Source organism: Massilia sp. Masssp94 (assembly GCF_059491305.1).
The window spans coordinates 102,861-121,166 of the sequence record NZ_CP168501.1 but is presented as its reverse complement, the minus strand read 5'-3'; the positions used below and the strand labels follow the sequence as shown (position 1 = coordinate 121,166).

Here is an 18,306-nt window from a genome sequence, read left to right as displayed (position 1 = left end):
ACGGATTTGTGACGGCGTTACCATCGGCGACCGTTTCGGGCTAAGATGCACGCCATGAAAGTCTTCGCCACGGCAATTGCGCTCGTTACCGCCTGGTGCGCCACTGCCGTGCACGCGGGCGAACTCGAGGTGCTCCACTTCTGGGACGTGGGCGACGACGCACGCGCCGTGAACGTGCTGAAATCGACCTTGCAGCGCCAGGGACATACGTGGAAGGACTTTGCCGTGACGGCCGACGCGAACGGCTTTCCGCTCTTCCTGCTGCGCTCGCGCGTCCAGTCGGGCAATCCGCCGGCCGCGGCCCAGGTGAAGGCGCCGGTCATCCAGCAATGGGCGCGCGAAGGCGCCCTCGCCAACCTGGATGCCACGGCACGCGCGGGCCAGTGGGACGCGGTGCTGCCGCGCGTCGTCAGCGACGCCATGAAGTACAAGGGCAGCTACGTCGCCGTGCCGGCCAATATCCACCGCATCAACTGGCTGTGGATTAACACGCGCATCCTGAAGCGCGCCCATGCCCAGGTGCCGGTCACGTGGGACGACTTCTTCGCCGCGGCCGACGCCATGAAGCGGGCCGGGTATATCGCCGTCACGCATGGCGGCCAGCCCTGGCAGGACTTCCTCCTGTTCGAAAACGTCGTGCTGGGCGTCGGCGGCCCCGAGTTCTACCGCAAGGCGTTCGTGGCGCGGGACCCCGGCGCACTGGCCGGCCCGGTCATGGAACAGGCGTTGCAGACGTTCCGCCGCATCAAGCCGTACACCGACATCGCCGCGATGGGGCGCAACTGGAACGTGGCGGCGTCGCGGCTGGCGAACGGCGAGGCGGGCATGCAGTTCATGGGCGACTGGGCCAAGCCCATCTTCCAGACGGCGCAGCGCAGCGGCAGCCTGGAGTTTGCCTGCGTGCCCGCGCCCGGAACGGCCAAGGCCTATGCCTATACGGTCGACTCGTTCGCCCTGTTCAAGGTTAACAGCCCCGCCAAGACCCGCGCCCAGCAGGACTTCGCCGCCGACCTGCTGGCGCCCGGCGTGCAGGAGGCATTCAACCTCGTCAAAGGGTCGATTCCGGTGCGCCAGGGCGTCGACCTCACGAAATTCGACCGCTGCGCGAAGCAGTCGGCCGCCGCCTTCGAGGCCGCCTCCCGTGGCGGCACGCTCGTCCCCAGCATCTCCATGACCCTGCCGCCCGCGGTCGAGGATGCCATGCGCGAGGCCGTCAGCGCCTACTGGCACGACGACCGCATCACCGCCCGCGCGACGATGCAGCGCCTCGTCGCGGCCGCCCGCCGTCCCTGATTCCCCTCCTGTTGCTCCTTGCACCGTCGCGCGTCGGCCCGACGTGTGAGTTTTCGCGTGTATCTGTTCGGCCACACCCGTGAACATTGTCACTATTTAATTTGACTAACAAAAACATTGCGGCGTAGACTTAATTAATGCCACATTAATTTGACGCGAATATTCGTTAATAATGTTTCACGCCGCGTCGACGGCGCATTCCAAACCAAGGAGATGATGTGAACCAGTTCAGGAAAACGGCTATCGCCGTCGGCGTGTCTCAAGTCGTGCTGCTCGCCAGCGGCATGGCATACGCACAAACCACCCCTGCCACCGACAGCGGGACGACGTCGGTCATCGTGGTCGGCCAGCGCGCCTCGCTGGAAAATGCCCAGAAAATCAAGCAGAACGCCGACGAGGTCGTCGACTCGATCGTCGCCGACGACATCGGCAAGCTGCCGGACCGTTCGGTCACCGAGGTGCTGCAGCGCGTGGTCGGCGTGACCATCGACCGCACCATGGCCAAGGGCGACCCGGAACACTATTCGGTCGAAGGTTCGGGCGTGATGGTCCGCGGCCTGAGCTACGTGCGTTCCGAGCTGAACGGTCGCGACTCGTTCTCGGCCAACGGTGGCCGTTCGCTGAATTTCGAAGACGTGCCGCCCGAGCTGATGGCCGGCATCGACGTCTACAAGAACCCGTCGGCCGAACAGATCGAAGGCGGCATCTCCGGCCTGATCAACCTCCGCACCGCGATGCCGTTCGACTTCAAGGGCCGCAAGCTGTCGGTCTCGGCGCAGGATACGTATTCCACGCTGAAGAAGGGCAAGCCCCAGCCGTCGTACTCGATGATGTTCTCCGACCGCTGGAAGACGCGCTTCGGCGAGTTCGGCGCCCTGTTCGACCTGGCCACGTCGCAAAGCGGCACCCGCACCGACGCCTTCCAGGTCTCGCCTTACTACCCGCGCACCGACGTCGTGCCCGGGCAGACCGTCTGGGTGCCGAACGCCGCCAGCTTCCGTTCGCTGGAATTCGACCGCAAGCGCGACGGCGCCTATGCCGCGTTCCAGTGGAAGCCGAACAGCAACGTCCAGTCGTCGCTCACCTACTTCAAGTCGCGCTACAAGATGAAGTGGGACGAGCAGGCGATCTTCGGCCAGTCCAGCCCGTACAACCTGCAGGTCGCGAACGGCAAGTTCGATCCGAAGGGCGCCATGATCAGCGGCGTGCTCACCGATCCGACCGACGGCGGCGTCAACTTCAACGACGACACCCGCACCTCCACGCGCAAGTCGGCCACGACCGACATTTCGTGGAACCTGCGCTGGCGCCTGAACAGCCAGTGGACCGTGACGACCGACCTGCAGAAGGTGCGCGCCACCACCGGCAGTTTCGACTCGACGGTCGCCACCGGCCTGCAGATCCCGCAGATGGGCATGGACATGAGCACGACGCCGGCGCGCCTGACGTTCGACGACGCCACGAAGGCGTACATGGCCAATCCGAACAATTACTACTGGGGCTTCACGATGGAGCACCAGGACGCGAGCGTCGCCAACGAGAAGGCCTGGAAGACCGACGTCAAGTACGAGTTCGACAACCCCGTGCTGCGCGACCTGCGCGTGGGCGTGCGCCTGACCGACCGCGATGCGACGACGATCAACTCCGTGCCGGGCTATAACTGGGCGGCGATCACCCAGCCGTGGCAGGTGGGCCCGGTCGGTTCGTGGCAGCCGCTGACCCATTTGGCCTACCTGGGCGATCCGCGCTTCTCCGCCGGCACGCACCTGAACACGTTCCCGAACTTCTTCAACGGCAAGGCGTCGGTGCCGGCCGTCGTGTTCCCGAACACGTCGCTGGCCGACGGCTATCCGGGCACGTATTCGCAGCTGCACCAGTACTACAACGTGCTGTGCGCCGAGCGTAGCGGCGGCACGCTGGACAGCTGCGGCGCCTGGAAACCGGCGACGTTCGGCACCGATCCGTCGGGCACCAACGACCAGAAGGAGCGCAGCAAGGCCCTGTACACGCAGCTGCGTTTCGGCTTCGACGACCTGAAGTATCCGATCGACGGCAACATCGGCGTGCGCTACGTGAAGACGAACATGGTCGCCCACGGCTACACGGTGTTCAGCTTCACGGCCCCGAACATCCCGGCCGGCGCCACGGTGACCGGCGTGCCGATCCCGAACATCCCGAACTTCCAGCAGAAGGAGGACTTCGACAATTCGTACAGCAACGTGCTGCCGACGCTGAACCTGCGCATGAAGGCATCGGACAAGCTGCAATTCCGCTTCGCGTACGGCAAGGCGATGTCGCGTCCGGACTTCTCGCAACTGCAGGCCTATACGAACCTGTCGGAAGCGACCACCACGAGCACCAACACCGCGACCAACGTCGTCAACGTCAGCAACGTCAGCCTCACCGGTACCGGCAGCGGCAATCCGATGCTGCGTCCGACGATGGCCAAGCAGGCCGACATCACGGCCGAGTGGTATTTCGCGCCGACGGGTTCGTTCACGGCCGCGCTGTTCCACAAGAAGCTCAGCGACGTCATCATCAACCAGAGCTACAACTTCTCGCTGCCGGACGTGAACGGCACGATGCATGACTTCGTGACGACGGGTCCTGTGAACGGCGCGAACGGCACGGCGAAGGGCATCGAACTGGCGTACCAGCAGTACTTCGACATGCTGCCGGGCTGGCTCGCGGGCTTCGGCGTGCAGGCGAACTACACGTACGTGAAGAGCAGCCAGGACCTGTACCACCCGGTGTACCAGGCGTACTGCTCGGGCGGCAGCGGCGCGGACAACCTGAACCTGAACCTGAACGGTTGCGACGTGGACGGCAAGACCTTCGGCAACCTGCCGCTCAACGGCCTGTCGAAGAACTCGTACAACCTGGCGCTGCTGTTCGACCGTGGTCCGATCTCGGCCCGCGTGGCGTACAGCTGGCGTTCGAAGTCGCTGCAGGCCATCAACGCCAACGGCACGAACGGCGGCGACGGCACCGACACCAACCCGGACAGCCCGACGTTCGGCCAGCACAACGTGCAGTACGCGCTGCCGACGTGGTCGGATGCCTACGGCCAGGTGGATGCGTCGATCTTCTACAAGATCACCGAGAACCTGTCGTTCGGCCTCGAAGCGCAGAACCTGAACAACGCCATGTACAAGCAGTTGATGCAGCAGGGCGTCGGCTTCAAGGTCCGCGGCGCATACGTGACCGGTCCGCGCTACACGGCGCAGATGCGTTATTCGTTCTGACGCGAACCAGGTATCTCTCTTCTGCTGACGGCAGATGTTTCAGGCGGCTTCGGCCGCCTTTTTTTAGGCTGTGTTCGCGGTAATTCGGTAACCCGCTCGCCTAGCCGAGCTGGACCGCAGCGAACAGCAGATGAGCCGGCTTCGTGAGCCGACGATCGTCCAGCACGCGCTGCCATCCCGAGTAGTGGATCAGGTAGCGGCTCGCCACGCCGCGGAACCGCACCAGCCAAGTCTTGAAGCGGCTGTGCCAGCTGTTCACGTTCTGCACATGGATCGCGCCGCGCGCCCGGATGCCCGCTTTCACGTTCACCGCTTCATGCGTGATGCCGGCCTGCTCCGCGAAATGCCGATAGACGATGGCGCCGTCAGTGATCAAGAGGACGTCGTCCGGCAGCACGGGTTTGAGGCACTCACGCAATTGCGCCACGGTCACCAGGCCGCGCCCCGTATGAAAATCGAGCGTACGGCCACTGCGGTCGCGCGCGATGAGCAGGCAATCGTGTTCTCGATTGATACCCCGCCGCTTGGCCACGCCACCCCGCTTTCGCGGCGGCCGCGCGAGATTCCGTGCCCCCTTCTGCGATTCGAGCCGGTAGGTTTCGTCGGCCTCGACGATGGCCGACAATGTCGCCGGCCGGTCGCGCATCGCACCGGGTACGAACCGGTGGCGCCATCGGAAGCTGGTGGTGCGATGCACCCCGACGACTTGCGCGGCATCGCGCACCGTGCGCGATTCGAGCACGCATTGCAGATACGGCAGCCATAACTCCTTCTTGCGCAGCCGCGCCAGCGGCGTACCGGTCAATGCGTTATGGCTGTGCCCACACTTGAGGCAACGGAAGCGCTGCAGTCCGCTTGCCTGGCCGCAGCGGTGCTTGCGGGCGCAGCCGCAGTGCGGACACGGCCGGCCCGCCGCCGCCTGCTCGATCAGGGCGATGCACTCGGCCGGATCCGCGATGCCTCCGATCCATTCCCGTAGCCGTGCCAGGTCGTCTGGCGACAACTGCACCGCCAGCAACATGGCGAACAATTCGTCGAACGTCAGGCCGCGCATCGCCACTCCTCATGAGTTAACTCGACGATGCGTATGACCTCTGCAACGAATTACAGTTCACATAACTAGCGCGAACACAGCCATTTTTGTTGACAGTGGAAAAGTGTGAGTATTAGACTGCGTTAAGATTCATTAATTAATATGCGCGCAGCGTTAATGTTCCGCCTAATAACTCTGGAGACATCATGACACGGAAACCGAACATCATCATCCCGGCCTTGCTCGCAGCACTCCTCGCCGGCTGCAGCGGCGGCAGCACGACCCCCGGCGCGACGGGCACGGCGGCCCCGGTCCTCGCCGCGACCGTCGGCTCGGCCACCAGCTGGACGAGCGTGAAGTGGGGCGGCGGCGGCTACGTCACCGGCCTGGTCTACCACCCGCGCAATGCGAGCCTGCTGTACGCCCGCACCGACGTGGGCGGCGCCTACCGCTGGGATGCTGCCACCTCGACGTGGATCCCCATTACCGACGGCATCGGCTGGGGTGGCGGCGAAGGCCGGTACCACGGCGTCGAAAGCCTGGCCCTCGATCCGAACAACGACCAGCTCGTCTACATGATGACCGGCGACAGCGTGGGTAACGACACGCCCGGCCGCATCTACATCTCCAGCGACCGCGGCAACACGTGGACGCACTACGACCTGCCGTTCGCGATCGGCGGCAACGACGACGCCCGCGCCTATGGCGAACGCCTGGCGGTCGATCCGCAGAATCCGACGACGCTGATGTACGGCTCGCGCAAGTCCGGCATCTGGAAGAGCACGGACTCGGGCCATACCTGGAACCAGGTCACGGGCTTTTCGAGCAAGACGGTGCTCCTGGGGCCGAACCTGTACGGCGTCGGGCAGATCATCTACGATACCCCGTTCGTGCAGAGCCAGAACGCGTCGCCGACCCAGATCGTCTGGGCCACCGTCGCCTCCGACTACGCGCAGGCGGCGGGCCTGACCTCGACCCTGTACAAGTCCACCAACGGCGGCGCCACGTGGGCGCCCGTTGCGGTCCCGTCCAACGTGGCCGGTTACGATATTCCCCACGTCGTGCGTTCGGCCGACGGCAATTTCTACATGGCGTTCCGTGCGCACCCCAATACGGCCGCGGGCGCCCAGGCCCAGGGCGCCGGCGGTCCGAGCTATCTCTACAAATTCGGCGCCAGCAACAACGGCACCTGGAACCAGCTCAAGTTCGACGCCAACGTCGGCTTCGCCGGCCTGTCCGTGTCCGGCACCGGCCCGACGACCCGCATCGCGCTGGGCGTGACCGGCTGGGCCGACTCGAACCAATTGATCCAGTTGTCCGACAACGACGGCCTCGCCTGGCACGAAGCCGAAGCCAACATGCCGCATACCGGCAGCGCCGCGGACGAGTGCGCAGGCTGGGTCGAGGGTGTCACGATCGACCCCGCCAACCGCGACCACGTCATGCACATCCACGGCGGCGGCATCTGCGAAACGACGAATGCCTCGTCCGCCACGCCCACCTGGAGTCCCAAGGTCGCCAACCTCGAGGAGACGGTGACGCTGTCCCTCGTCACGGCGCCGGCCGGCGCGCCTTACAAGTTCATCAACAGTGCGGGCGACATCGGCACCTGGGCGCAGACGGACCTCGCGACGCGGCCGACGCGCGGCCCCATGAACTGGTGGAGCAGCGGTAACGCGGCCGACCTGGCGTGGTCCGACCCGACCTACATCGCCGCCTCCGGCGTCGACAACAGGAACGGCCACACCGTCAAGGCGTTCTGGTCGGGCGACGCCGGCAGCAGCTGGAACCAGTTCGCGTCCCTGCCGACCGGCGCCGCGGCCAGCCAGAGCCACGTGCAGAGCATCGCGGTCACGTCGCGCAACAACCTCGTCTGGGCACCGCCCGATTCGGTGCCGTCGTACAGCACGAACAGCGGCGCAAGCTGGACGGCGACCAACCTGCCGGCGTTCAACGCCGTCTGGAACGGCTTCCAGCGCGCCTATCGCGTGGTCGCGGACCGCGTGAATCCGAGCAAGGTCTATGCGTTCGATTCCGGCGGTGCGCCGTGGAGCAATGAGCCGGGCAAGGTCTACATCTCGTACGATGGCGGCCATAACTTCGGGCTGAGCGGGATGTGGGGTGCGCAGGCCATGGCGCCGAACGCCTGGGGCGACACGGCGATGGTCGTCAACCCGAACGCCGAGGGCGACATCTGGGTGACCGACGGAAATGCCCTGTACCACTCGGTGAATTCGGGCTGGAACTGGGTGCAGGTCGGCGCGTTCGCGTCCGCCAACGGCACGAAGGGCGCCACCAAGGTCGCGTTGGGCAAGGCACTGGCCGGCGCGCCGTACTCGGCCGCGATCTACGTGGAAGGCACGCTGAACGGCCAGTGGGGCATCTTCCACTCCGACGACGGCGGCGCCACCTGGGCCCGCTTCAACGACGACAACCACCAGTTCGGCGACTCCGGCGTGATGGCGGGCGACTGGAACACCTACGGCCGACTCTACGCCAACGGCGCCGCCCGCGGCCTCATCTACAGCAACTGAGCAATACGACCTTGAGGCAACCCAGGACCGCTGCAGAACGGGAACGATTTGCAGCGGTTTTGTCGTTCATTTCCTGTTACGTCCCCTGTAACCGTGAGTTGTGTTGACAGTTGAAAAATACGGGCGTTAAACTCTTTAATGTTTGTTAATAAAAACGATTCAGCACATTAATGTATTCCGGTCGGGGATGTCCAAGAGAACGGGATTGTTGTCACCATAACGAGTGCCGGCACACGCATGCGGGCGCAGCCAGGACGGCGGAGCTACGTTCTCAGCCAATCCAATAGAGGAGATCTCATGCATCGGAAGCACCTGTTCATCATCTCGGCCGCGGTTGCGGCGCTCGTCGCAGGCTGCAGCGGCGGCGACCGCACCGCCGGCCCGTCGGCCACGGCGCAAGCCCCCGTCGTCGCGGCCACCGTCGGCTCGGCCACGAGCTACACGAGCGCGAAGTGGGGCGGCGGCGGCTACGTCACCGGCCTCGTCTACCATCCGACCAGCTACAACGTCATGTACGCCCGCACCGACGTCGGCGGCGCCTACCGCTGGAACGGGGGCGGCTCGTGGACGCCCATCACCGACGGCATCGGCTTCGGCGGGGGCGACGGTGCCTACCACGGCGTCGAAAGCATTGCCGTCGATCCGACCAACGACAACAAGGTGTACCTGGTCACGGGCATCACGTCGCACGACTGGCAAGGCACCCCGATCAATGGCCGCATCTATGTCTCGGGCGACCGCGGTGCCAGCTGGACGCATTACGACCTGCCGTTCCCGGTGGGCGGCAACGAGAATGCGCGCGCCATCGGCGAACGCCTGAAGGCCGACCCCACCAACCCGTCGACGCTGTTCTACGCCTCGCGCACGGCCGGCCTGTGGAAGAGCACGAACTCGGGCCAGACCTGGACCCAGACCGGGTTGTCGAGCAAGGTGCTGTCGGCCAGCGAGATCCAGGGGCTGGGCAGTTCTCCGGTGGGCGTGGAGCAGATCATGTTCGACAACTCGAACGTGGGCGGCGGCGCGACGACGTGGATCATGTACGCCGCCATCGCGCCGGACTACGTGCAGAAGGCGGGCCTGACCTCGACCATGTACAAGTCCGTCAACGGCGGCGCCTCGTGGACGCCGGTGCCGGTGCCGTCCAGCGTGTCCGGCTACTACGTCCCGCACATGGTGCGCACCAGCGACGGCAACTACTACGTGGTGTTCAACCAGAACGCCGGGCAGGGCGCCGGCGGTCCCGGCTACCTCTACCGGTTCGGCGGCGTAAGCTTCAACGAGTCCTGGACCCAGCTCGCCACGACCACGCAGGGCGGCTACGGCGGCGTGTCGGTCTACGGCACCGGCTCGACGGCCCGCATCGCACTGGCCGTGACCGGTACATGGAGCGCCGGCCAGCCGGTCGTCCAGCTGTCCGACAATGGCGGCGCCCCCGGCAGCTGGCGCGAAATCGCGGACGGCATGACGCATTGGGGCGGCGGGTACAGGGGCTGGGTGGACGACATCGAGATCGATCCGACCAACAAGGATCACATCCTGCACATCCACGGCGGCGGCGTCTGGGAAACCTGGAACGCGTCGGCCACCAACCCGAGCTGGGACGCTCCGGTCAACAACCTCGAGGAAACCGCGACCCTGGCGCTCGTCACGCCGCCGGCCGGCGCGTCGTACAAGTTCGTCAACAGCGCGGGCGATATCGGCAACTGGGTCCAGACCGACCTCGCGACGACGCCGACGAGGGCGCCCAACAGCGCATGGGGCAATGGCGACGCCGCCGACGTGCTGTGGTCCGATCCGAACTACATCGTCGCCGCCGGCATCATCTCCGGCGGATCGCCGGTCGCCTACGGCGCCTGGTCCGGCGACAGCGGCAACACGTGGTCGAACTTCGCGTCGCTCCCCGCCGGCGCCTCCACCAACTTCGCCGACACGGTGAGCATCGTGACGACGTCGCGCAACAACATCGTCTGGGCGCCCGCCAACTCGATCCCGTCCTGGACCTCGAACAGTGGTGCGAACTGGACCCAGGTCAGCGGCCTGCCCGCGCCCAACGGCGGCCTGAACAACGCCTATCGCCTGGTCGTCGACCGCCAGAGTCCGAACAAGGTGTACGCCTTCGACGGGGGCGGCGCGTCGTGGAACGGCACGACGGGCAAGGTCTACCAGTCGACCGACGGCGGCCATTCGTTCGCGCTGGTCCAGGGTTCGGTCGCGGCGAACTTCGCCCCCAATGACTTCGGGCTCACGACGATGGTGGGCAATCCCAACGCTTCGGGCGACCTCTGGGTGGCCGACGGCAACGCCGTGTACCACTCGACCAATTTGGGCGCGAGCTGGACCAAGCTCTCCGGCTTCGCGACGGTCGCCGCCAGCGGCTCGACGGGGGCGCTGCAAGGCGCCACCAGGATCGCGCTGGGCAAGGCGCAGTCAGGCGCGTCGTACTCGGCCGCGGTCTACGTGGTGGGCACGCGGGGCGGCGTGTGGGGCATCTGGCATTCCGACGACGGCGGCGCAACGTGGGCGCGCTTCAACGACGACGCCCACCAGTACGCAGGCATCGGCGTGATCGCGGGGGACTGGAGCACGTACGGGCGCATCTACTTCAGCGGCAACGGACGTGGCGTGATCTATACTAACTGAGCAGTATCGACCGCCGCGGCACCGGCCGCGGCGGTTTTTTTTCATCGACAACGACACATCATGAAGCAGACCTTCCTCTTACTCGCACTCGCCGCCTGCCTGCCGGCCCAGGCGGCCGACCTCGGCCTCGCCCGCATCTTTTCCGACCACGCCGTGCTGCAGCGCGACCAGCCCATTGCCGTGTGGGGCACGGCCGGCGCGGGCGGCAAGGTGACCGTGGCCCTGGGCGGCCAGACGGCGAGCGCCAGCGCCGACGCGCAGGGCAAGTGGAAGGTGCAGCTGCCGCCGCAATCGGCGGGCGGGCCGTACGCGCTGACCGCGACCTCGGACGGGCAGACGGTCAGCCGCGCCGACATCCTGCTCGGCGACGTCTACCTGTGCTCGGGCCAGTCGAACATGGAATTCCTCCAGCGCGCGTCGACGAACGCGATCGGCGCCACCTATACCGCGCAGAACGACCGCATCCGCTACCTGAACGTGCCGCGCAACAGCGCGCTGGCGCCGCAGGACGACCTCCTCGCGCCGGCCGCGTGGACGCCGATGAACGCGGACACCATCGGCGACGCCTCCGCCGTCTGCTACTACATGGCCCGTTCGCTGCAGGCGGACTACAAGGTGCCGGTCGGCTTCATCCAGGCCAGCTGGGGCGGTACGACGATCCAGGGCTGGATCGGGGCCGAGTCGCTGCGCACCTTCGGCGACTACAAGACGGGCATCGACCTCGTGACGCAATACGGCACGGATCCCGCGGCGGCGCAGCGCGCCCAGGATGCGCGCACGGAAGCCTGGTGGCGCGCGCACGACCCGGCGACGGCCGCGCAGCGTGCCTTCGTCGCGCCGGACTTCGACGACAGCGCGTGGGAGAGCGTCACGCCGGCGGGCTCCGGTGTCGACGGCGTGACGTGGTACCGCACGACCGTCACGCTGACGGAAGCGCAGGCGCGGGCGGCGTACGCGCTGCACCTGGGCCCCGTCGACACGTACGACACCACCTGGGTCAACGGCCAGCGTGTGGGCGGCGCCGGGCTGGCCTGGCTGGGGCGCGACTATCCGGTGCCCGCGGGCGTGTTCAAGCCGGGCCGCAACGTGATCGTCCTGCGCGTCCTGGGCAGCGGCGGCATGACGGGCGCACCGGCCAACCGCACCATCGGTTTGAGCGACGGCCAGGCGATCCCGCTGCCGGCCGCGTGGAAGGTCCGGCGCGGCAGCGCGCTGAAGGGGCTCGCCGTGCCGCCGGCACCGTGGGACATGCTGACGAGCTACACGACGCTGTACAACGGCATGATCGCGCCGCTGGTCGGCTACAAATTCAAGCTGGCGGCGTGGTACCAGGGCGAAGCGAATGCCGACGCGGCGGATGAATACCGCACCCTGCTGCCCATGCTGATGCGCGACTGGCGCCAGCGCTTCGGCCAGCCCGCGTTGCCCTTCCTCGTCGTGCAACTGACGTCGTACGGCGCGACGGCGACGGCGCCGGGCGATTCCACATGGGCCGAGCTGCGCGCGGCGCAGGCCGACACCGTCGCGCACGATGCGCACGCGGGGCTGGCCGTCACGCTCGACGTGGGCGACCGCTTCGACATCCACCCCACCCAGAAGACGGTCGTCGGCGAGCGTCTCGCGCGGGCGGCGCGCGCCGTCGCGTACGGCGCGCAGATGGCGCCCGGCGGCCCGACGGCCGTCGCGGCGGCGCGCAAGGGCAAGGACATCGTCGTGACGTTCAGGGACACGGGCGGCGGCCTCAAGACGTATTCGGCCGACCGCGCGATCGGCTTCGAGGTGTGCGCGGGCAAGGCATGCCGCTATGCCGACGCGCGCGTCGCCGGCGACCGGATTGTCCTGCGCGGCGCGGCGGCGCCCGGCGTCACGCGCGTACGCTACGCGTGGGCCGATGCGCCGTTCGTGAACCTGTTCGGCGGCGACGGCCTGCCGGCCGCGCCGTTCCGGTTGGACGTGCGCTGATCACATCTGCCTGAACAGGTGCGCGAACAACGGGCTGACGCGCAGCTTGTCGGCCCGGTTGCGCAGGTGCAGCGTCAGCTTGCCGGCATCGTCGCGGCTCGCGCTCGTCACGTGCCGCATGTTGACGATGGCGCTGCGGCTGATCTGGCGGAACTGGTCCGGATCGAGCTGGGGCAGCAGGTCCTTCAGGCTCAGGCGGATCAGCGCGTCGCCCTCGGCGCTCGCCACGTTCACGTACTTGTCGAGCGCCTGGAAGTACAGCACCTCCTGCACGGGAATCATGCGGATGATGTTGCCGACCGCTGCGCGGATCACCGTCAGGCGCTCGGCCGGTGCCGCGCCTGCCGGGAGCAGGGCGCGCATCTGCTCGACGAGTTGCGCGAGGCCGTCAGCGGCCGGCGCGTCCCGCACCGCGAGCGCCTGCAAACGCTCGACGGTGCGCGCCAGGCGCGTGTCGCTCACCGGCTTCATCACGTAGTCGACGGCGGCCTGCTCGAACGCCTGTACCGCGTAATCGTCGTACGCCGTCACGAACACGATGTGTGGGAACGGGCGCACACCTTCCCAGCGTTCGGCCAGTTCCTGCGCCGCTTCCAGGCCGGTCTGGCCCGGCATCTTGATGTCCAGGAACAGGATGTCCGGCTGCAGTTCCAGCGCCTGCTGCACGGCCGCGACGCCGTTCGGCGCCGTGCCGGCGATGTCGAGGTCGGGCCACAGGCGCCGCAGCGTCGCGGCAAGCGTGGCGGCGAGGATCGGTTCGTCCTCGGCGATCAGGGCGCGGATGGGTGGCGTTGCGTTCATGCGGTCTCCAAAGGAAGCGTCAATCGGGCCAGCACGCCGTGCGGCTGGGCGGGAATGAGGGTCAGGGCGGCGCGCGCGCCGTACAGCACCTGCAGGCGTTCGCGGGTCGTCGTTACGCCGACGCCGGTGCCCTTGGCCGCGGTCTGCGTGTCGTCCAGGCCAAGGCCCGTGTCGCTGACGCAGATCTCGAGCAGGCCGGCGCGCGCGCTCGCCTCCACGGTCACGGTGCCGCCTTCGATCTTCGGCTCGAGGCCGTGGATGATGGCGTTTTCCACGAGCGGCTGCAGCAGCATCGCCGGCAGCCGCGCGCTCCGCAGTTCGGCGGGCAGGATGCAGCGGTACGCGAGGCGCGCACCCATGCGCACGGCCATCAGGCCGAGATACGCTTCGGCCGCCTCGAATTCCTGGGCCAGCGTCGTCGTCTCGGCGCGGGTGGCGGACAAGGTGGCGCGCAGGTACTGGATCAGGTGGTCCAGCATCCGGCTCGCCTGTTGCGGGTCGATGGCGATCAGGCCCTGCAGGTTCGCCAGCGTGTTGAACAGCATGTGCGGTTCGATCTGGGCCTGCAGCAGCCGCAGTTGCGCCTGCAGGGCCTGGCGTTCGATCGTCTCGGCGCGCGCCTTGGCCTCGGTGCGTTCCAGCTTGATGCGCTCGACTCGTTCGCGGTTCAGGATCAGGAGGGCCATCGCACTGATCGCCAGGAAGGTCAGCCCGATCATGCCTTTCTGGCCGTGTTCGTTCGGGTACCCGGACAGGTCGGGCAGGGGGTGGCCCAGGATCAGGCTGCCCATCGAGATGCCGGTGTAGTGCGCGACGGGCGCCATCGCGACGAGCAGCACGATGCACGGCACCAGCCAGCGGCGGCGCCGTGCCGGATCGTCGAGGAGCGTGAGGCGGACGCCGTCGAGGACCACCAGCGCCACGAGGCCGACGCAGATCGAGTACACCATCTGGTCGTACAGTTCGAACGTCCTGCCGTTGACGAGCGTGATCAGGACGGCGGTCATGCTGCACACGATGACGGTCAGGCCGATGTCGTCAGCCAGGCGGCGGACGATCGGGCGGCACGCGCCCCGCGCGGAGGGTAAAAAGCGGAAGAGGGTGTTCATGCCGGAATTGTGCCGCCGGGCCCGGACGGCGGCAACCCGGCTGCGACGAAACCGCCTTGGGGCCGACCGAAACGGGGGATAATCGGACCGAAACCACTTATTGGCCCATCCAGCATGGAATTCCAGTTCCTCGGCACCTCGTCCGGCACCCCGAGCAAGACCCGCAACGTGAGCGGCCTCGCCCTCCGGGGGCCGCGCGGGGGCTGGTCGCTCGTCGACTGCGGCGAAGGCACGCAGCACCGCATCCTCCATACGACCCTGTCGCTGCACGACCTGCGCGCCATCTTCATCACCCACCTGCACGGCGACCACTGCTACGGCTTGCCCGGCCTGCTGGCCAGCGCCGGCATGCTGAACCGCACGGCCCCGCTGGCCCTCGTCGGGCCGCCGGCGCTGCGCACCTTCATCGACGGCGTGATGGCGACGAGTGAACTGGGGCTGCCGTATCCGCTCGAGTTCATCGCCGTCGACGGCCTGGCCGGCAGGCCGGTCCTGCCCGACCTGGCCGTGGACGCCATCGCGCTGTCGCACCGGATCCCGTCCTGGGCGTACCGCTTCACGGAGCGCACGGTGGAGCGCAAGCTGGATACGGCCCGCCTGCGCGCGGCCGGCATCGCGCCGGGCCCCGCCTGGGGCGAACTGCAGCAAGGCAGTGATGTCGTGCTGGACGACGGCCGCGTGCTGCATGCCGCCGACTGGCTGCTCGCGCCGCGCAAGGCGCGCACGGTCATCGTGGGAGGCGACAACGACGCCCCGTCGCTGCTGCTGGAGGCGGCACGCACGGCCGACGTGCTGATCCACGAGGCGACCTACACGGAAGAGGTGCTGCTGAAAGTGGGGCCGGGGCCGATGCACAGTTCCGCGCTGCGGGTGGCGCGGATGGCGCAGGCGGCCCGGTTGCCGAACCTCGTGCTGACCCATTTCAGTCCCCGTTACCAGGACGGCGAAGGGCCGTTGTCGATGGGCGCGCTGGAGGCGGAGGCGAGGAGCGAGTACGCGGGCAGCCTGTTCCTCGCGCGCGACTTCGACCGGTACCTGCTGGGCCGCGACGGAACGCTGGCCGCAAAATATTTTTTGTAACACGCAAAAAAACCTGCGATATCTTTTTTGGTTTTCGAATCGATTCCATTCCAAAAAAAGTTATCGCGGATTCCCTCAGCGATCATCATATTTTTTATTTACGACCCTAAATCCGTTTTTTTGGAATCGCAGCTGTTTCTCTGCTGAAATCTGTAAATTATCCGGTCGAATCAGTGACTTAGATGCGCTGCCGGCCCTGTTGCAAAGCATTTGAAAATGCCGCATTCTCCGTCCGCAACCATAATTATTAGACGGAGACTACAGTGAACAAACCCTTATCCCTGGCGGGATTGGGCGCGCTATTCGCGTCCTGCTTCATCGCCGCCAATGCATTTGCCCAGGCGGGCGCCACGCTCCCCACGTTCCAGAACGCGTCCGTGCACGATCCTTCCGTGCTGAAGGCCGGCGACACGTTCTACGTGTTCGGCTCTCACCTCGCGTCGGCCAAGTCGAAGGACCTCATGAAGTGGACGCAGATGACGGACGGCGTCAGCGCCACCAATCCGCTGTTCCTGAACGGCTCGAAGAACGTCTACACGGAACTGGCCGAGACGTTCGCGTGGGCGAACACGACGACCTTGTGGGCGCCGGACGTGCGCCAGCTCGCGGACGGCAAGTACTACATGTACTACGACGCCTGCCAGGGCGACGCGCCCCGGTCCGCGCTGGGCATCGCCGTCGCGAACAGTCCGGAAGGCCCGTACGTCAACAAGGGCGTGATCCTGAAGTCCGGCATGTGGGGCCAGCCGAGCTACGACGGCACCGTCTACGACGCGCTGAAGCACCCGAACACCGTCGACCCGAACGTCTTCTTCGACAACGCGGGCAAGCTGTGGATGGTCTACGGCTCGTACTCGGGCGGCATCTTCATCATGCAGATGAACCCCGCCACCGGCTTCCCGTATCCGAACCAGGGCTACGGCAAGCGCCTCACGGGCGGCAACCACTCCCGCATCGAAGGCGCGTACATCATGTACAGCCCGGCGACGTCGTACTACTACCTCTTTACCTCGTTCGGCGGCCTGGATGCGAACGGCGGCTACAACATGCGTGTCGCGCGCTCGACCAGTCCGGACGGTCCGTACTACGACGCCCAGGGCAATGCGATGGCGAACGTGAAGTCGGATCCGTCGAAACCGCTGTTCGACGACGCGTCGATCGCGCCGTACGGCGTCAAGATGATGGGTAACTTCCTGTTCGAGCGCAAGCTGGGCGAGGCGGGCACCGGCATCGGCACGGGCTATGTCTCGGCGGGCCACAACTCGGCCTGGTACGACCCGGCGACCGGCAAGCACTTCCTCATCTTCCACACGCGCTTCCCGGAACGCGGCGAGCAGCACGAGGTGCGCGTGCACCAGATGTTCATGAACGCGGACGGCTGGCCCGTCGTGGCGCCGTACCGCTACGCGAACGAGACGGCGACGGCCGTGCGGCCTGAATTCGTGTTCGGCGACTACCTGTACGTCAACCACGGCAAGGACATCACGGCGACCATCAAGAAGTCGCAGCTGATCACGCTGAACGCCAACGGCAGCATCACCGGGGCAGTGTCCGGCACGTGGCGCAGGATGGGCACCAACCAGGTCGAGATCAACCTGCCGGGCGCATCGACGTACAAGGGCGTGCTGCTGACGCAGTGGGACGAGACGTCGAAGTCGTACGTGACGACGTTCACCGCGTCGTCGCGCGAAGGCATCGCCATCTTCGGCAGCCGCCTGATCCCGCGCACCGACATGCAGGTCGCGACCGCCATCTACAATGAGCTGAGCCTCGGCGCCACGACGGCCGTCACGGGCAACCTCACGCTGCCGACGAGCGCGGCCCGCAATGCCGTCATCCGCTGGACGTCGTCGAACCCGGCGGTGGTCAGCAACACGGGCGTCGTGACGACGCCGGCCAGCGGCGCCGTGAACGTCACGCTGACCGCGCGCATCACGAAGGGCACGGCCACTCTGACGAAGACGTTCACGGTCACCGTGCGCAAGCTGGGCGGCCTCGTCGCGTACTACGCGTTCGACGGCAATCTCGCGGATTCGAACGGCGCCTTCGCGGCCGGCTCGGTCAGCGGCGGCAAGATCGACACGGCGGGCGGCAGCCTGACGTACGGCGCCGGCATGCGCGGCAACGCGGCCGTGTTCGACGGCGCGACCGGCGTGCGCCTGCCGAACGGCCTGATCTCGTCGAACACGTACACCGTCGCGATGTGGCTGAAGCCCGCGCAATTGACGGCGTTCACGACGACGTTCTTCGGCGCGCGCACGACCGATTCGTGGGTCAGCTTCCTGCCGATGGGGCATGGCGGCGTGGGCGGCGCGTCGATGCTGTGGTCGGGCGCCGCCTGGTACGACGCGGGACTGGGCATGAACATCCCCGTGAACCAGTGGTCGCACGTGGCGTTCACCGTCAACAACGGCGCCGTCAACGTGTACGTGAACGGCGTCAAGCGCTTCTCCGGCACGAACTTCCCGAACGTGTTCACGACGACGACCGGCACCTTCGCGCTGGGCGTGAATTACTGGGACACGCCGTACAAGGGCGCGATCGACGAACTGCGCATCTATAACGCGGCCCTGAGCGATGCCGAAGTCGCCGGCATCGCACACTGAAAG

Annotated in this window: 10 protein-coding genes; 7 read left to right on the top strand and 3 right to left on the bottom strand. The window is 66.7% G+C overall.

Features of this window, described 5'->3' with window-relative positions; genetic code table 11:
- Positions 1-54: 54 nt before the first annotated feature.
- Positions 55-1,293 carry an ABC transporter substrate-binding protein gene (locus ACEN9G_RS00520; RefSeq protein ID WP_413340589.1) on the top strand — a complete coding sequence of 413 codons (1,239 nt, stop codon included), beginning with the start codon at positions 55-57 and terminating at the stop codon, positions 1,291-1,293.
- 218 nt (positions 1,294-1,511) lie between these two features.
- Entirely contained in the window at positions 1,512-4,538 is a 3,027-nt protein-coding gene (locus tag ACEN9G_RS00515; RefSeq protein ID WP_413340591.1) for a TonB-dependent receptor, read from the top strand.
- Positions 4,539-4,638: 100 nt separating this feature from the next.
- Here the strand turns inward: ACEN9G_RS00515 and ACEN9G_RS00510 are convergent, their stop codons facing one another.
- Positions 4,639-5,592, bottom strand: a complete 954-nt coding sequence (locus tag ACEN9G_RS00510; RefSeq protein ID WP_483127551.1) for an IS1595 family transposase — start codon at positions 5,590-5,592, stop codon at positions 4,639-4,641.
- 185 nt (positions 5,593-5,777) lie between these two features.
- Between ACEN9G_RS00510 and ACEN9G_RS00505 the strand changes: the two genes are divergently transcribed.
- The 3 genes from ACEN9G_RS00505 to ACEN9G_RS00495 all read left to right on the top strand — a co-directional run bounded on the left by ACEN9G_RS00505 (position 5,778) and on the right by ACEN9G_RS00495 (position 12,707).
- Positions 5,778-8,105, top strand: a complete 2,328-nt coding sequence (locus tag ACEN9G_RS00505; protein ID WP_413340593.1) for a beta propeller repeat protein — start codon at positions 5,778-5,780, stop codon at positions 8,103-8,105.
- Positions 8,106-8,402: 297 nt separating this feature from the next.
- Positions 8,403-10,745, top strand: a complete 2,343-nt coding sequence (locus tag ACEN9G_RS00500; protein ID WP_413340594.1) for a dockerin — start codon at positions 8,403-8,405, stop codon at positions 10,743-10,745.
- A gap of 60 nt (positions 10,746-10,805) precedes the next feature.
- Positions 10,806-12,707, top strand: a complete 1,902-nt coding sequence (locus tag ACEN9G_RS00495; protein WP_483127550.1) for a sialate O-acetylesterase — start codon at positions 10,806-10,808, stop codon at positions 12,705-12,707.
- Here the strand turns inward: ACEN9G_RS00495 and ACEN9G_RS00490 are convergent, their stop codons facing one another.
- Together ACEN9G_RS00490 and ACEN9G_RS00485 are read right to left on the bottom strand one after the other, a co-directional pair.
- The gene (locus ACEN9G_RS00490) at positions 12,708-13,508 is read right to left on the bottom strand and encodes a LytR/AlgR family response regulator transcription factor (protein ID WP_413342136.1); all 801 of its coding nucleotides are present in this window, start codon (positions 13,506-13,508) and stop codon (positions 12,708-12,710) included.
- Positions 13,505-14,617: a sensor histidine kinase gene (locus ACEN9G_RS00485; protein WP_413342135.1), complete on the bottom strand. Its 1,113-nt coding sequence runs from the start codon at positions 14,615-14,617 to the stop codon at positions 13,505-13,507. Before ACEN9G_RS00485 ends, ACEN9G_RS00490 begins: the two co-directional genes overlap by 4 nt.
- A 114-nt stretch (positions 14,618-14,731) precedes the next feature.
- Between ACEN9G_RS00485 and ACEN9G_RS00480 the strand changes: the two genes are divergently transcribed.
- Together ACEN9G_RS00480 and ACEN9G_RS00475 are read left to right on the top strand one after the other, a co-directional pair.
- Entirely contained in the window at positions 14,732-15,697 is a 966-nt protein-coding gene (locus ACEN9G_RS00480; RefSeq protein ID WP_413342133.1) for an MBL fold metallo-hydrolase, read from the top strand.
- 263 nt (positions 15,698-15,960) lie between these two features.
- Positions 15,961-18,303: a family 43 glycosylhydrolase gene (locus ACEN9G_RS00475; RefSeq protein ID WP_413342131.1), complete on the top strand. Its 2,343-nt coding sequence runs from the start codon at positions 15,961-15,963 to the stop codon at positions 18,301-18,303.
- Positions 18,304-18,306: the final 3 nt, after the last annotated feature.

What these genes read in the sequence shown, in the direction of transcription:
- ACEN9G_RS00520 (WP_413340589.1), top strand. Translation starts at nt 55, where the DNA reads ATGAAAGTCTTCGCCACGGCAATTGCGCTCGTTACCGCCTGGTGCGCC.
- ACEN9G_RS00510 (WP_483127551.1), bottom strand. Translation starts at nt 5,592, where the DNA reads ATGCGCGGCCTGACGTTCGACGAATTGTTCGCCATGTTGCTGGCGGTG.
- ACEN9G_RS00505 (WP_413340593.1), top strand. Translation starts at nt 5,778, where the DNA reads ATGACACGGAAACCGAACATCATCATCCCGGCCTTGCTCGCAGCACTC.
- ACEN9G_RS00500 (WP_413340594.1), top strand. Translation starts at nt 8,403, where the DNA reads ATGCATCGGAAGCACCTGTTCATCATCTCGGCCGCGGTTGCGGCGCTC.
- ACEN9G_RS00495 (WP_483127550.1), top strand. Translation starts at nt 10,806, where the DNA reads ATGAAGCAGACCTTCCTCTTACTCGCACTCGCCGCCTGCCTGCCGGCC.
- ACEN9G_RS00490 (WP_413342136.1), bottom strand. Translation starts at nt 13,508, where the DNA reads ATGAACGCAACGCCACCCATCCGCGCCCTGATCGCCGAGGACGAACCG.
- ACEN9G_RS00485 (WP_413342135.1), bottom strand. Translation starts at nt 14,617, where the DNA reads ATGAACACCCTCTTCCGCTTTTTACCCTCCGCGCGGGGCGCGTGCCGC.
- ACEN9G_RS00480 (WP_413342133.1), top strand. Translation starts at nt 14,732, where the DNA reads ATGGAATTCCAGTTCCTCGGCACCTCGTCCGGCACCCCGAGCAAGACC.